General features: G+C 70.0%; 14 protein-coding genes. 6 read left to right on the plus strand and 8 right to left on the minus strand.

Annotated features, from left to right (window positions below; translation table 11 throughout):
• Positions 1-124: 124 nt before the first annotated feature.
• A complete protein-coding gene (locus tag ACQF4J_RS02485; protein WP_351567875.1) occupies positions 125-1,153 on the plus strand; it encodes a LacI family DNA-binding transcriptional regulator in 1,029 nt (342 codons plus the stop codon).
• 52 nt (positions 1,154-1,205) lie between these two features.
• On the opposite strand, the gene ACQF4J_RS02490 is transcribed toward ACQF4J_RS02485, so the two are convergent.
• The 4 genes from ACQF4J_RS02490 to ACQF4J_RS02505 all read right to left on the minus strand — a co-directional run bounded on the left by ACQF4J_RS02490 (position 1,206) and on the right by ACQF4J_RS02505 (position 3,807).
• Entirely contained in the window at positions 1,206-1,586 is a 381-nt protein-coding gene (locus tag ACQF4J_RS02490; RefSeq protein WP_351567873.1) for a nuclear transport factor 2 family protein, read from the minus strand.
• Positions 1,583-2,275 carry an NAD-dependent protein deacetylase of SIR2 family gene (locus tag ACQF4J_RS02495; protein WP_427164384.1) on the minus strand — a complete coding sequence of 231 codons (693 nt, stop codon included), beginning with the start codon at positions 2,273-2,275 and terminating at the stop codon, positions 1,583-1,585. The genes ACQF4J_RS02490 and ACQF4J_RS02495 overlap by 4 nt, the downstream gene beginning before the upstream one ends.
• A gap of 97 nt (positions 2,276-2,372) precedes the next feature.
• Complete coding sequence (locus ACQF4J_RS02500) at positions 2,373-3,011, minus strand: macro domain-containing protein (protein WP_427164385.1); 639 nt, start codon at positions 3,009-3,011, stop codon at positions 2,373-2,375.
• A 34-nt stretch (positions 3,012-3,045) separates the two neighbouring features.
• Positions 3,046-3,807, minus strand: a complete 762-nt coding sequence (locus ACQF4J_RS02505; RefSeq protein ID WP_427164387.1) for a nuclear transport factor 2 family protein — start codon at positions 3,805-3,807, stop codon at positions 3,046-3,048.
• A 225-nt stretch (positions 3,808-4,032) separates the two neighbouring features.
• On the opposite strand from ACQF4J_RS02505, the gene ACQF4J_RS02510 reads away from it, so the two are divergent.
• Positions 4,033-4,932, plus strand: coding sequence for a helix-turn-helix transcriptional regulator (locus ACQF4J_RS02510; RefSeq protein ID WP_427164389.1), 900 nt, complete (start codon positions 4,033-4,035; stop codon positions 4,930-4,932).
• 30 nt (positions 4,933-4,962) lie between these two features.
• Here ACQF4J_RS02510 and ACQF4J_RS02515 read toward each other — a convergent pair whose 3' ends face one another.
• Entirely contained in the window at positions 4,963-6,060 is a 1,098-nt protein-coding gene (locus ACQF4J_RS02515; RefSeq protein ID WP_427168550.1) for a MerR family transcriptional regulator, read from the minus strand.
• A 1,050-nt stretch (positions 6,061-7,110) separates the two neighbouring features.
• Between ACQF4J_RS02515 and ACQF4J_RS02520 the strand changes: the two genes are divergently transcribed.
• Positions 7,111-7,383, plus strand: coding sequence for an alpha-amylase (locus ACQF4J_RS02520; protein ID WP_427164391.1), 273 nt, complete (start codon positions 7,111-7,113; stop codon positions 7,381-7,383).
• Positions 7,384-7,504: 121 nt separating this feature from the next.
• Here ACQF4J_RS02520 and ACQF4J_RS02525 read toward each other — a convergent pair whose 3' ends face one another.
• Positions 7,505-8,410, minus strand: coding sequence for a LysR family transcriptional regulator (locus tag ACQF4J_RS02525; protein WP_351567856.1), 906 nt, complete (start codon positions 8,408-8,410; stop codon positions 7,505-7,507).
• Between the two features lie 143 nt (positions 8,411-8,553).
• On the opposite strand from ACQF4J_RS02525, the gene ACQF4J_RS02530 reads away from it, so the two are divergent.
• The 3 genes from ACQF4J_RS02530 (at position 8,554) to ACQF4J_RS02540 (ending at position 12,562) form a co-directional block, all read left to right on the plus strand.
• A complete protein-coding gene (locus tag ACQF4J_RS02530; protein WP_427164392.1) occupies positions 8,554-9,372 on the plus strand; it encodes an inositol monophosphatase family protein in 819 nt (272 codons plus the stop codon).
• 41 nt (positions 9,373-9,413) lie between these two features.
• Positions 9,414-10,010 carry an NADPH-dependent F420 reductase gene (locus ACQF4J_RS02535; RefSeq protein WP_351567850.1) on the plus strand — a complete coding sequence of 199 codons (597 nt, stop codon included), beginning with the start codon at positions 9,414-9,416 and terminating at the stop codon, positions 10,008-10,010.
• 413 nt (positions 10,011-10,423) lie between these two features.
• Positions 10,424-12,562 carry a PP2C family protein-serine/threonine phosphatase gene (locus ACQF4J_RS02540; RefSeq protein ID WP_351800891.1) on the plus strand — a complete coding sequence of 713 codons (2,139 nt, stop codon included), beginning with the start codon at positions 10,424-10,426 and terminating at the stop codon, positions 12,560-12,562.
• 48 nt (positions 12,563-12,610) lie between these two features.
• Here the strand turns inward: ACQF4J_RS02540 and ACQF4J_RS02545 are convergent, their stop codons facing one another.
• Positions 12,611-12,979: a hypothetical protein gene (locus tag ACQF4J_RS02545; RefSeq protein ID WP_351568045.1), complete on the minus strand. Its 369-nt coding sequence runs from the start codon at positions 12,977-12,979 to the stop codon at positions 12,611-12,613.
• 142 nt (positions 12,980-13,121) lie between these two features.
• Entirely contained in the window at positions 13,122-14,390 is a 1,269-nt protein-coding gene (locus tag ACQF4J_RS02550; protein ID WP_351800893.1) for an ROK family transcriptional regulator, read from the minus strand.
• Positions 14,391-14,444 lie beyond the last annotated feature (54 nt).

The following is a 14,444-nucleotide window of genomic DNA, read 5'->3' on the forward strand; positions in this document are numbered from 1 at the left end:
TCCCCGCCGTCCGGGCACCCGACGGTCTCGGTGTCCGGTTGCCGTACGGTTGACCGGTTCCACCAGCGTTGCCGGTGCACCCGGCGGCTCAGCACACCGGTGGACGTACAACGGGGAGGAACCGATGGCACGGAACGCCAGACGCACCACTTTGGCGGACATCGCCCAAGCGGCTGGGGTCTCCGTCGCGACCGTGTCCAAAGTGGTCAACGATCGCGGTGACGTGGCGCCGCAGACCCGCGCCCGGGTACAGGAACTGCTGCACCAGCACCAGTACCTCGCGCCCGTGTTCCGGCACACCGAATCCGTCGAAAGCCCGGCCATCGAGGTGCAGTTCCAGGGTGGCCTCAAGTCGTACGTGGCCGAGACACTGGAAGGCATCATCGACTCCGCGGCCGAGTTGGGGGCCTCGGTGGTGATCAGCAAGGCCTCCCACGCGCCTCACTGGGCCCGGGACCTGGTCTCGGCCGGGCGCCGCGCCGTCATCGCGATCACCAGCGTGTACACCGCGGCGCACCTGAACGAGCTGGCCCGGGCCGGGCTGCCGCTGGTGGTGCTCGACCCACTGCACCTCCCGGACAGCCGGGTCAACAGCGTCGGGGCGACCAACTTCGCCGGCGGCCTGGCCGCGACCCAGCACCTGCTCTCCCTCGGCCACCGCCGCGTCGCCTATCTCGGCGGACCCACCATGGCCGTATGCAACCAAGCACGCATGCACGGCTACCGCGCGGCGATGGAGGCGGCAGGAGCGCCGGTACGCGACGCCTACGTCCGGCCCGGAGAATTCACGTACGAGACCGGCCTGCTCGGCGCCGCGGCGCTGCTGGACCTTGAGGTGCCGCCAACGGCGGTCTTCGCGGGCAACGACGAGATCGCGCTCGGTGCCATGGAGGCCGCCCGCGCCCGAGGACTGCGCATCCCCGAAGACCTGAGCGTGGTCGGCTTCGACGACACGAGCCTCGCCCAGATGGCCTCACCACCACTGACCACCGTGCGCCAGCCCCTGCGAGAGATGGGCGGTGCCGCCCTGCGCACGGCCCTCCGACTGGCCAACGGCGAGAAGGTCGAGTCCCACCACATCGAACTCGCCACCGAACTCGTGGTACGCGCCTCGACAGCGCCGCCACGGGAGGAGACTTCGGCGCACAGGTAGTCGCGGGTGAGTCGTCTCGGAGCGTTGGCGCTGTCCGACGGCCGGAGCCTGGTCAGAACATGGTGTTGTCGTTGTTCGAGGTGGCCGGGATGACCTGGAGGACGTCCCAGTGCTCGACGATCTTGCCGTTGGCATCGAAGCGAAAGATGTCGATGCCCGCGTACTCCTCGTCGGGCCAGGTCTGGTGGCAGTGCAGGATGACGTGGTCGCCTTCCGCGAAGGCGCGCTTGAACTCGACCCTTTTGCCGGGATACTCGGCGGCCATGCGGTCGAAGTAGTCGATGAACGCCTGCTTGCCGTCGGCGACGTGCGGGTTGTGCTGGATGTAGGTGTCACCCGCGTGGCGCTCGATCGCCTCGGCAGGTCGGCACTGGTTGAACATCAGGTCGTAGAAGGCTTTGGCTGTGGCCTTGTTCTGCTGGGGGTCGCTCATGGGGTCACCGTGGGTTTGGGCGCCGGGTGGGGCGCGTCGAGTGCGTCGAGCAGGTGTTGGGCGTCGGCGGGGACGGGCAGGGCCCGGTCGGCCAGGTCGGCGGGGACTTCCGGGTGGGCGGGATTGACGCGTATGAGGCGCGCGCAGGGGAGATGGCGGGTGAGGTGTTCGCCGGGCCACCGGACGACGCCGGGCGTGTTGAAGCCGGCGCCGAGTTCCAGGATGAGCAGACGGGTGTCGGACGCAGACGCGCTCAGCCATTCCTGGAGACGGGCGCCGGCGGGACGGTAGAGGGCGTCGATGAACTCGGGGCCGACACGGACATTGATCTCGACCTCGCCGCCGCAGTTCGGGCAGTGCGGCAGCGCCCGGGAGTCGGTGACGGCACCCGTGGCCGGGTCGTAGGCGGCGAGGAGGCGTTCGACGAGTGGTCTGCTGTCCCAGGTTTCCGGTGTACAGGGCGTGGTGCACTGGTAGCGGCCGTAATCGCCCTGCGGGGTGAAGACGCGGTCCGGGGCGAAGCCGTTGCGCGCGAACAGGGCGTCCACGTTGGAGGTCATCACCCAGTGGTCCATGTCTCCCACCAGCCCGCGCAGCCTCTGATAGAGGGGGTTCGGAGCGGGATCGTAGCGGATGTCGTCGATGTGGACCGCCCAGTAACCCCACAGCACGGCCGGGGGCAGTGGCACGCCGACCATGTAGCGGGAGCGCAGGCCGAGCCGGTGCAGGGCGGGGAAGAGTTCCCGGAAGCGGTCCGCGTCGCCGTAGTCGTATCCGGCGGCGGCGCTAGCCGCGAGTGATCTTGGCGGTCCCCGTCGGTTCCGCAGGGCGGCCCTGCAGGGACATGACCGTGTCGCAGTCCTCGCGCAGGCGCGGGCCGGCGGCGCTGTGGATGGCGTTGTCGAGGCAGGGGTGCATTGGGAGGAAGCAGCCGAGCAGGGCGCTGTTGGCGGCGTTCACGATCGCGTCCGCGCCGAGGGTGGTGATGTCGCCCTGCCAGAGGACGGTGTGGCCGGCCGCGGGGTAGGTCGTGCGGCGGAATTCGTCGGCCAGCAGGGGCAGTTGGGTCGCCTGTGTGAGGGGTCGGGCAAGCCGCTCGCCGGCCAGGAGGGCGTCCAGCGCCCGAGTCGTCTCCTCGGGAAGCGGGCCCGGGTCGCGGACGGTCAGGACCGCGCGCAGGAGCCGTCGGGCCCGCGCGTCATCGACACGGTCGGCGTCCCTCGCCCGCAGCCCGAGGCGTGCCCAGGCCGGGTCGTCGGCGAGTAGACGCAGCGCGTTCCGGACCAGGCCGGTGCGCTCCTCGTGAGCGGAGGCGGTCGGGACAGGCGGGAGGGGTGCGTCCAGGGCGATCTGGTTGCGGTAGGCGGCGAGGGGCATGGCGGCGGGCACGGATGTCTCCTGCCGGGGGTGCGCGGCGGCGGGCACTGATGTCTCCTGCGGGGGTGCGCGGCGGGGCCGGTCAGAACAAGCCGTTGCCGTGCGGCAGCTCGGCCGGGGCGGGGGCAATGGCATCCCAGTGCTCAACGATCTTGCCGTCCTGGACACGGAACAGGTCGTAGTACGCCACCGGGACCCCGAGGGTTCCCTCGGACTGCAGCAGGACGAACTCGCCCTCGGCGACGACCTGGTGGACCTTCGCGTAGGCCAGCGTCTTGCCCTGCTCGGCCCACTTCGCGGCAGCGGCACCGAACCCGTCCAGCCCGTCGGCGGCCTCCGGGTTGTGCTGGGCATAGGTCTCGATCGAGATGTAGTCGGTGAGCACGGAGTAGTCGGCGCCGACCAGGACCTTCTGGGCGAACTCGGTGACCAGCGCGCGGTTGGCCTCGGTCTTGTCCGGGTCGGTGATCTCGGTAGGGCCGTCCGTCTGCGAGCGGCCCGAGACCGTGTTCTCGACCCGCGGGGTCAGGGCGTCCCAGTGCTCGGCCAGCTTGCCGTCGCCGTCCACGCGGAAGAGGTCGAAACCGACCAACGGCTCGGGCCCGAAACCGTGGTAGGTGCCGTGCAGGGCGACAAGGTCGCCGTCGGCAAGGACGCGGGCGCCGTCGTAGCGGAAATCGTCACCGAGGCCGGCGACCAACTGGCGCAGGGCGTCGGGGCCGTCGGCGGCCAGGGCGCTGTGCTGGGTGTAGTCGGCGGCCACCCAGCGATCGACCGCAGCCGGGTCCTTCTTGCCGAACAACTCGGCTGCGGCGGTCACGACGATGTTCTTGGCGTTGCTCATGGAGATCTCCTCGCGGACAGCAGGGAAGGGGTGAGGTGGGGGGCCGGAAAAGACGCGGTGGCCGATCGCTCCGGCAGTCACGCGTGTCGGTGAGCTGGACCTGTTCACGCAGACGCCGCGATCGCCCTTCATGACGACTTTCCGACAGATCCGTCGCACCGGAAGAGCGACACCTCCAAGCTAAGCCCGCTGAGCAGCAAGACACTGATACGCTCGCGACCAGTGATGGCCAAAATCCGACATGATGACGCCCGGAAGATCCCCGAGATCCCCTTCGTCGCGCCGGTGGGGACGCCCGCGGGGGTCGAGGTCCTCTCGCTCGCCGACCTGCGCCGCCGCGTGCCGACCAGGCAGCTCGCGCTCCCCCAGCGCCCGGACTTCCACCACCTGCTCACGCTCACCGAGGGCACCCTCCGGCACACGGTCGACTTCGCGGACCTCGCCCTCGATCCCGGTTCCTGGCTCTGGGTACGCCCCGGCCAGGTCCAGCAGTGGGGCGACCTCACCCACGCCGAGGGCACCCTGATCCTGTTCCAGCAGGACTTCCTCGACCCGGCCACCGTCACCGCTACCGCCACCGGAAGGGACTCCCTGCGGACGGCCCTTCACCGCCCGCTGCCCGAGGACGCCGCAGCCCTCGGCATGGCCGCCGACCATCTCACCGCAGAGTTCCACGCACTCGGGCAACTGCCGCTGGAGATCCACACCGCGGCTCTGCGCCACCTGCTGTCCGTCCTCGTTCTGCGCCTCACTCATCTCACGGTGCCGGCCGGCACGCCCGCCCCCGAACCCAACCCCACCTACCTGAGCTTCCGCGACGCCGTGGAGACGGACTTCACCCGCACCCGCCGCGTGGAGGACTACGCCGGCGCCCTCGGCTACTCGGCCCGCACCCTCTCCCGAGCCACCCTCGCCGCGTCCGGCCTCGGCGCCAAGGAGTTCATCGACCGCCGTGTCGTCCTCGAAGCCAAACGCCTGCTGGCCCACACCGACCAGACCGCTGCCCGCATCGCCGACCACCTCGGCTTCCCCAGCGCGACCCACTTCAGCAAGTACTTCTGCCGGCGCACGGGACAGACCCCGATCGGCTTCCGCGACACCGTCCGAGGCCACGCTGCCCGGTGAACTCCACGGCCGGCGTCACGCCGTGCCGACTCACGCAACGAGCAGGCGGAGGCCGAGGTCAGCCGCGTCGAGGTCGACGAGGTCGCCGTTGCGCTCTTCCCACGTGCCGGAGTCAAGGTCGTCGCGGAGGCGTCGTATCGCCCTCTGCTCGGCCTCCTGCCCGACCCGAGCCCACACCGACATGGCGCGGCGCACGCGTGCCTCCAGATACGCCTGCGGACGGCGCCAGTACGCCTCGAAGAGGCCGTCGGCGCAGTCCCACGGGACGGGCACCGGCTCAGCGCGGGCGCCGATCGCATCGGCCATCACGGCAAGAGAGGGGAACTCCGCGAGGGCGGCGGCGAATTGAGGCAGGTAGTCACGGGTGAGCCAGAACCGGTTCTGCCATGCGGGCTCGTCCGTGTCGAACGTGAGGACCACCACGCGGCAGGCCACGCGCCGCATCTCGCGCAGCCCAACTATCGGGTCCTGCCAGTGGTGAACGGTCGAGACGGCCATCGCGACGTGGAACGACTGGTCCTCGAAGGGCAGGCTCTCCGCGGCAGCGGCCATGCAGGGTGCCGAGCCGGCGGGCCGCTGTGCCCGCATGACCGCCGACGGCTCGACCGCGGTCACTTCGCGATCGTCGGGTTCGTAGGAGCCGGTGCCCGCTCCGACGTTGAGCACTGTCTGCGCATCCCCGAGCGCGTCCCAGATCTGAGCGGCGATCCGCGGCTCGGTACGCCGCGACGTGGCATAGCCGCTACCGATCGCGTCGTACAGCCCTGTACCCAGCATCGCGAGCTGTTCTTCCGGTGCCACCTTCAGTCCCTTCGCCCGTGCCTGGAGTTCCCTGTCGATGGCCGCCACCATGGCATCAGCGCGATCACGCTGCTCCAGCAGCAGACCGCGCAGTCGGCGCAGGTGCGCGACCGTGTCGGCGGACGGGGCGTCGACCAGCTCCGCAATCTCCCTCAGCCCGAAGCCCAGCCGCCGATAGGCCAGTACCTCCCGCAGCCGTACGACGTCGCGTGCCGAATACACCCGGTAGCCCGCCGCAGTCCGCGCCGACGGCCGAACGAGCCTGATCGCGTCATAGTGATGCAAGGTACGGACGCTCACCCCGACCAGCTCGGCCACTTGTCCCACAGTCCAGTGATCCTCCACGACACCGACTCTGCAGCCTGACGCCGCGTAAGGGTCAAGAGGCAGTGGCCTTGTCTCGCGCCCGCGCCCGCTTCCGCGCCCGCGTAGCGGGGCACCTCGGGAACGCCGGAGCCACAGCAACTGCTTGGCTCGGATGCCTTTGAAGTGCCTGGTACCGGTCTCTTGGGTACTGGTCAGCCTCGTTGAGCACCCACCTAGTACCTTGTGAGGTACGCGCTGCGCCATCGGCATCGGCCGGGCCCGAAGACCCACTCCAACAGTGAACTCAGCAAATGATGCGGGACCAGGTCCCCGTATCGGTGGGAGAGACTCATGGTCGAGCAGCCCCCTGCCCGGTACTCGCCCGAAGGCACGCCGCTGGGGCGCACAGCGGACGACATCAGATTCAAAGCCACCTACTCCACTGAAGATTCGCGGGCCCGCAAGCTGTGGTGGCGAATCAGAGACGTGCTTCGACGGCCGACGAACCACACGGGGTAACTGGGGCACCCGATACTTCCGGCGCAGGACGCCCACTTCACCGACGCCATCAACATCGAGCAGCTGAATTCGATCGCCCAGCAACCCTCGGCAGTCGCCGGATCGAGTTGGTGCAGTGGCCCCCCGGGCACCCCGACGGCATCACCGCAGCGGACTTCGCCTGAGGGCGCACATTCGACAACGTGGCGTCCGGTTCCCTTGCAGCGACTGCCGGATGCCACCGGCACCCCAAGGCACCCACCTGGCCTTACCTCAGTGACCACGTCACTGGTCATTGCAATTGTTGAAGACTCATCTCGGTGTTCCTTGGGCCTGATCGCGATTCCCCCAGGCCGTCGCCCACCCAGGCTGTAAGCACCGCCCTGTCCTGAACAGGGACCGCGTGTTGATGTCCGCACAGCGGCCCTGACATCTTCACTTCTTGAACACACCCGAAGTATTCGCAGCAATCGTTCCCACCGCGAGCTCCTCCGAAGCGTGATCCCGAGGTCACAGATGATCAATTACATGAAGCGTGCGCATTACATCGCGATTGCAACTGCTGGCGCGGTTATGAGTCTCCCAACGTTCCTGGTGGGACCAGCCTCCGCCACACCCCAACCCCTCCCGCAGCCGGCACCCGCATGCGTCGCGATGTACGAGAGTTGGCGGTACGTTCAGGCCTTCAACGGCTGTGCCGACACCCAGAACGTGCTGACCGTCTATCAAGACGGCGCCGCGAGTCTGTGCTACAGCCTTCCTCCCGGCGCCCAGAGCACCGTCGGCGAGGGATACCTCGGCCAACACGGCCACGCCGACCATCTCGCCCTCTGCGAGCCGTCGTAGATCAGGCATGCCGGCCGGTGGCAGGCGGAGGACGGTGCGGCAGTTCCGCGCCCAGCACCAGGGCGACCTCCTCCGCCGCCCTCCACGGCACTGACTTCAGCCGAGCGGCCGACGGCGCCGGCTACGACGCTCCGCCCATGGCCAGCGCGGTTCGTGCCAGCCCGCGCAGCCAGGCGTGCGCGTGATCGGTGTCGTAGCGCTGATGCCATGACAGGTAGACCGGTGCCGAGGGCAGTTCGAAAGGCAGGGGAAGCACGACCAGGCCGAGGTCGGCGACCGCGGACCGGGTGGTGGCTTCGGGGACGCTGACCAGGAGGTCGGAGTCGCGCGCGAACTCGAATGCGGCTGCCTCCGTGGGCGCGGTCGCCACCACGCGGCGGGTGAGGCCGAGCCGCGCGAGAGCGTCGTCGAGGGCGTTGCTGAGGTTTCCACGCCGCGAGACGGTGATGTGCTCCGCGGCGGCGTAACGCTTCGCGGTGACGACTTTGACGCGGGTGAGGGGGTGCCCGCGCCTCACGACGCCGACGATGCGGCTCTCGCCCACGTTCTCGGCACGGACGTCCGGGGCACTCGGGCGGTTGGCGTTCGCCTCCAGATCCACCTCGCCTCGCCGCAACTCGGGCGTGTCGATGTTCGATTCGGCGACGAAGCGAAGGCGCACGCCCGGCGCCTGTCCGCGCACGGCCGCGAGCAGCGCGGGGCCGCTCAAGGCGACCAGCGAGTCGTGCCAGCGGAGTGTGAAGGTGCGCTCCAGCGTCGCCAGATCGAGTTCACGGCTCGGTGCCAGCACCCCGTGGACCTGCTGCAGCAGCTCGTGTACCTGCTCCCGGACGGCGATCGCATACGGCGTCGGAGTCATCGTGCGGCCGGTACGCACCAGGATCTGATCCCCGGTCGTGCGCCGGATGCGCCCGAGACTCCGGCTCATCGCGGGGGCGGTGACATGCAGGCGGGCGGCCGCCCCGGCCACGCTCCCCTCCTCCAGCAGCGCATCGAGCGCGGTGAGCAGGTTCAGATCCAATTGCATGCGAGTAACTCTATGCGTGCCTGACATGCATTTGAAGTCAATGACTGACCTCTATACCTTCGAAACGAGGGCGCGAGACGCGGCACACAGCGTGACCTCACAGGCCCTCATCACCTCACCCCTCCTCGCACGGGAGCACAGCCATGTCCGAAACCCCTCAGACCGCCGACGCAGCCACCTCCGACGCCGACCTGCTCGACCGGACGACCATCGCCGTGCGCGCGGCCGGTGCGGCACTGCGCGCACGCTTCGGCGAGGTGGTCCGCTACCAGACCCGCGAAGAGCTGATGCGCGCGCTCGCCGCCAACGACGACACGGCCCTCGACATCCTGCGCCCCAGCCTCACCCGCCTGCGCCCGGACGCCGGCTGGGTGGAGGACGAACTGGACGGCGGAGCGCTGCCGTCCGGCGAATGGTGGGTCGTGGATCCGGCCGAGGGCAACGTCAACCACCTGCACGCCCTGCCGGAATGGGCGGTTACCGCCACCCTCGTGCGCGAGAACCAGCCGGTGCTCACCGCGGTCCACCTGCCCTTGACCGGCGAGACCTACACGGCGCTCGCGGGCGGGGGCGCCCACCTCGACGGCCGGGCGCTGCACGTCTCCCCGGCCGAGGACCTGAGCCTGAGCATCGTGGCCACCAGCCAGGCCCGGCCGGACGAGGACGAGAAGGTCGTGCGACGCGTCGGCTCCTCGATCACCGCGATGCTGTTCGACGCCCTGGTGGTCCGCACCGCCGTGCCCGCGACCCTGCACCTGCTGAACGTGGCCGCCGGTCGGATCGACGCCTTCTGGCAGTTCGCCGGCGCCCGCGCCGACCTGCTGCCCGGGGCGCTGCTCGTCACCGAGGCCGGCGGGCGGATCTCCGACGCCGAGGGCCGCCCGTGGACCCCGCGGAGCGAGAGCTTCCTGGCCGCCGCACCCGGTGTCCACGCCGAGGCAGTCACCACGCTCTCACGCTGACCGCGCACCACAATCCGCACCCAAGGAAGGACCGGATCATCATGACCGCGATCGCCGTTCTCGGAAACGGCCGGGTCGGTGGCACCCTGGCCACAGCGCTCACCCGGGCCGGGCATGAGGTGACCGTGGCGGGACGCACGCCGGGCGCCGCCGCCGACGCCGCCAGGACAGCCCACATCGTCATCAACGCCACACCGGGCGCCGGCTCGCTGGACCGGCTGACAGCCCTGCGCGAGGAGTTGCGCGGCAAGATCCTCGTGGACGTCTCGAACGCCACCGTCGACGGCCCGGACGGACTGCCCGCCGACCTGCTCTACCCCGGCTCGAGCCTGGCCGAGCAGCTCCAGGAAGCGCTCCCTCGAACGCGCGTCGTCAAGACGCTCAACACCATGCTCTTCTCGGTGATGACCGCCCCGGCCTCGCTCACCCGGGCGCCCGATGCCTTCCTCTCCGGCGAGGATCCGCAGGCCAAGCAGACGGTTCGCCGACTGCTCACCGACCTCGGCTGGCGCGAGGAGTGGATCACCGACCTCGGCGGAGTCAGGACCGCTCGCGCCACGGAGGCCGCGATCCTGTTCGTGCCGCATGTGATCCGGTCCAGCGGATTCGCGCCCTTCGCGATCTCGGTCGCGCGCTGATACACGCACCGTCCACGGCACCGGGCGGGCCCACGTACACGGGAAGGACCGAAACCGGCGACATCCTCGTGGGCCGTCGTCGCATCCGGCGGCGGGTCGGCGGCGGAAGGAGTTGATACATCGAGTTGCGGGCTGCAGCTCGGCCTGACGACGTTCCGACGACGTCCCGGGCCGAGACGCAGCTCGAGCTCGAGTCGACCTGCCGGCGAGCATCCGCTGATGGCGAGAGTGCGTCCGCGGTCGTGTCGGCGACGTCGGGTTGGAAGAACGGAGAGGTCGGGTTGGAAGAACATCGAAAGGACATCAACCCGAACCTTCAGTCAAATGGTCAACTTTCTACTACGGCGCTTGGCGGAGCAAATTCGGATATATGGTCGTTCGAGGGTTCAGTGTGAGGGCGAATGAGGATGGCCGTGATCGAAGCGGCGGATGGTAAGGCCTCGGGGCAGGTGCCGCCCGGCCTGGGCCAGCTGGAGCAGTCCCTGGCGATGGCGGCCGACCTGCGGGGCATGACCGAGGCGCTGGTGCGGGCGTCCACGTGGATGGGGCTTGTGGGCTGGACCATGATGCTGTTCCAGGCGGACGGCAGCCATCTGTTTCCCTGTGGCATGGCCGGCCTCGGCGGGCGCTGGCAGCCGCCGCTGCAGCCCTTGTCCACGGGAGATGCGTGGCCCGTAAGTCAGGCGGCCATCGGGCAGGAGCGCGCGGGCTGCGGCACGACGGGGCCCTACCCGCTGCCGACGAAGGCCGGGACCGCGGCCTGGATGGTGCTGCCTCTGGCCAAGAGGCAGGGCGTTGCCGTGGCGCTGCGCCCCGGCGTCACCGCCTTCCACCCGGTGGAGCAGGACTTCCTACGCGAGGCCGTGAGCCTGCTGGACCGCTATCTGCCCGGCGTGGAGCGTACCGGACGCTCTGTGGAACCCGCCCCACGACTGACGCCGCGGTCGGCCGGCGTCTTCCGCCTCGACCTCGCCGACGAGCGGGTGGAATGCGACGAGGTCTTCGCCCGCCAGCACGCCCTGCCCCGTCCCGGGCGGTACCCACTCGCCGACATCCTGTGCCGGATCCCCGCGCAGGACCTGCCGCGGATCGAAGAGATCCTGGGTGAGCTGCGTGCACGGCCCGGCACCTTCGAAGTGTCCTACCGCCTCACCCTGGACAGCGGCGGCATGCGCCACCTGCGAGCGAACTGCACCAGCAGCCGGGCGGAAGGCGGTGCGGTCCAGGACATCGCGGGCGAGGTCACCGATGTCACCACGGAGGCGCAGCAGATCGGCGAACGCGAAGCCCTTCTGCGGGAGCATCTCGGGCGTGCCGACCGCATGATCTCCCTGGCGGCCAGCGCCGCCAGCGCGAGCGGAACCGATGAGCTGGCGGCTGCGGCCTGCGAGGCCCTCGCCGTCTTCGGCGCCGATGCCCTGGTCATCGTCGAAGCCCACAACGACCGCACCCGTGTCGTGACAGCGGCCGGTTACGACGGCGAACACCGCGCCGTGCTTGACGGACTCTCGCTCTCCGCTCGCACACCGCTCACCGACGCCCTGCGCAACCAGCAGGCCGTCTTCGCCCCGTCCCATCGCGACCTGGTGTCCGCCTACCCCCACTACGCCGCCACCCTGCCCCGGCTCAAACGTCACGCATGGGCGGCCGTCCCGCTTCCCCTGGCCGACCCCACCACCCCAGCGGTCTGCATGTTCTCCTTCAACCGCACCCACGCGTTCCACCCTTCCGACCAGCCACTGCTCATCGCCGGCGCGGCCCTGCTCGGGCGAGCCCTGGAGCGCTGCCGCACCTACGACACCGAACACGACCGCGCAGTCCGCCTCCAGCGCAGCCTGCTGCCTGCCCACCTGCCTCAGCACCCCGGCCTGCTCCTGACGGCCTCGTACCAGCCCGCCGCCCCCCAGGCCCACGCCGGCGGCGACTGGTACGACGCCTTCCCCCTGGCCGACGGACGCATCGCCCTGACCATCGGCGACGTCGAAGGCCACCACACCGAGGCCGCCGCTCTCATGGGCCGGCTGCGCACCACCCTGCGTGCCTACGCCGCGCTGACCCCCGACCCCGCCACCGTGCTGGCCCGCACCAACAACCTGCTCACGGCCGACAACGACGCCGACCCCGAACACGCACTCCTGGCAACCTGCTGTCTCATCGCCCTGGACCCCGAGACCGGCTTTCTCGACTGCGCCACCGCAGCCCACCCGGCCCCCCTCATCCACACCCCTGACGACGCCCCCGTTCCCCCCTTCCCGACCGGGCTGCCTCTCGGTGCCTTCGCCGACACCCCGTACCCCACCACCCGCCTCGTTCTCCCGGCCGGCAGCAGACTCCTGCTGTACACCGACGGGCTCACCGACACCCCCTACACCGACCCCGATCACGCCCGGGAGCAACTGCGTCACATACTGGCTGCCACGGAATCCGGGCTCGGCGCCCACGCTCTCCACGAGGTGGCCACCGCCTGCCTCACTTCACTACGGCCCAGTGACGACTCCGCGCTGCTGCTCGCCCACTTCACCGGGCGTGAACCTGGCGACCGTTCGGGTTGACCGGTCAGGTGGGTCGGATCAGCACCCCAGCGCGGCTCTGTGATCCGGCTAGGCGTCGAGGTAGTGGTAGTCCCCCTCCGGAGGGCCGATCACCAGGCCGCCGTCGTGGACCCTCCACTCGCTCATGCCGTCGGCGTCGTGGCTGACCAGGAACAGCCCCCGGGGCCGCTCTTCGTACTCGTCATCCGGGTCGGAGGCCGGGAGCTGGGCGATCTGGCGCAACCTCTCCTCGAACCAGCCGAGGGACACCGCGCGGATGTCGCCCCCGTAGAAGGCCCATCTGACGTAGTTGTACTGCCGAGCGGGGAAGGCCCAGCCGCCGCTGTAGGTGAGCACCGGATCGTCCGCTTCCACGATCTGCTTGATCCGGGCCAGCTGTCCGTCGTCGCACTGCAGCCAGCCCCTGACCGAGACCATGGTTCCCACGACGGTTGCTCCTCATCGGTGCGGCGCGCTGCCCTGGCGCACGGTTCGCCTGCCCTCGCACGCTAGGGGTGAACTCCTCGGTCACGCAAAGGGATTCGCGCTCTCGGCCGAGGCGGCTGACCGACGTGTCCGGCTAGCGCCTCCCGCCGGGAACCACGCCCGTGCCCAGCAGGGCCGACAGTTGCGGGGAGTACGTGGCGTGCAGGACCAGTGCCGCGCTGCCCACGACCGCCGCGTCCGTGCCGAGCCAGGACGCCTCGACATCGACGACCCGTACGTGACGGGAGAGCGGCCGGCTGGCCAGCGCGGCGGCGACGACCTCGACGTACCGTTGCTCCACGTGCTGGATGCCGTGCCCTCCCAGGACGATCAGGTCCACGTCGATGAAGTTCACGATGTCGACCGCGACCGAGGCGACGTGCTCGGCGGTCTCGTCGATGACCGACGCGGCGACCGGGTCACCGGCCGCCGCGGCCCGCCCGATGGCATCGTGATCGACGCTCTCGGGGTCCCGGGCGAAGGCGCGCGCCAACTCGCTGTCCGGGTGGGGTTCGACGGCGAGTCTGCGGTGCACCTGCGCGACGATGGCCGTCGGGTTGACGAGGCGTTCCAGGCAGCCGCGGTTGCCGCAGTAGCACTCCGGGCCGTCGGGCAGCACGGAGGAGTGGCCGAACTCGCCCGCGTTGAGTGAACCGCCCCTGTACACCTGGTGGTTGAGGATGAGACCGCCGCCGACGCCGGTGCCGAAGAAGAAGTAGGCGAAGTCCGCCACTCCCCTGCCCGCGCCGGACCAACGCTCGCCGACCGCGGCGGCGGTGGCGTCGTTGTCGAGGGTCACCGGCAGGCCGGTCGCCTCGCTCAGCATGTGCTGGACGGGCACCCGCGTCCACCGGGCGAGCTGGGGTGCGCCCACGATCGCTCCCTGCTCGAGGTCGATCGGCCCGGGGGTGGCCAGTCCCAGTCCGAGGACCTTGTCGCGGTCGACGCCCGTCTCGGTCAGGACGTCGGCGACGAGTTCCGCCATGGCCTTGACCACCTGGGCGGGATCGTCGCCGGGATGCGTGGGGCGTTTCTTGACGACCAGCGGGCGGCCGAGCAGGTCGACCACGGTGCAGCTGAGCTGGACGGGGTCGAAGTGCAGGCCGACCGCGCTGCCCGCGTCGGCGTTGATGCGCAGTGTGGTGCGGGGCTTGCCGCCGCTGGAGACCCTGCTCGCGCCGTCCTCGCGCACGATGCCTTCGTCGAGCAGCCGGCGCACGATGCCCGACACCGTCTGCGGGGTGAGCCCGGTGTGCTGGGCGATCTCGACGCGGCTGATGCCGTCGGCGAGCTGGATCTGGTCCAGGACGACGGCCCGGTTGTATCGCCCGACCTTTGGAAGGTTCGTTCCTGCCTGCCGCACGCGCGGTCCTCTCTCGCTGCCCCTCGTCAATCTATCTCTCGCGGCCCATTGACT

The sequence above is a fragment of the Streptomyces sp. C1-1 genome (assembly GCF_050214755.1).
Taxonomy (GTDB): Bacteria; Actinomycetota; Actinomycetes; order Streptomycetales; family Streptomycetaceae; genus Streptomyces.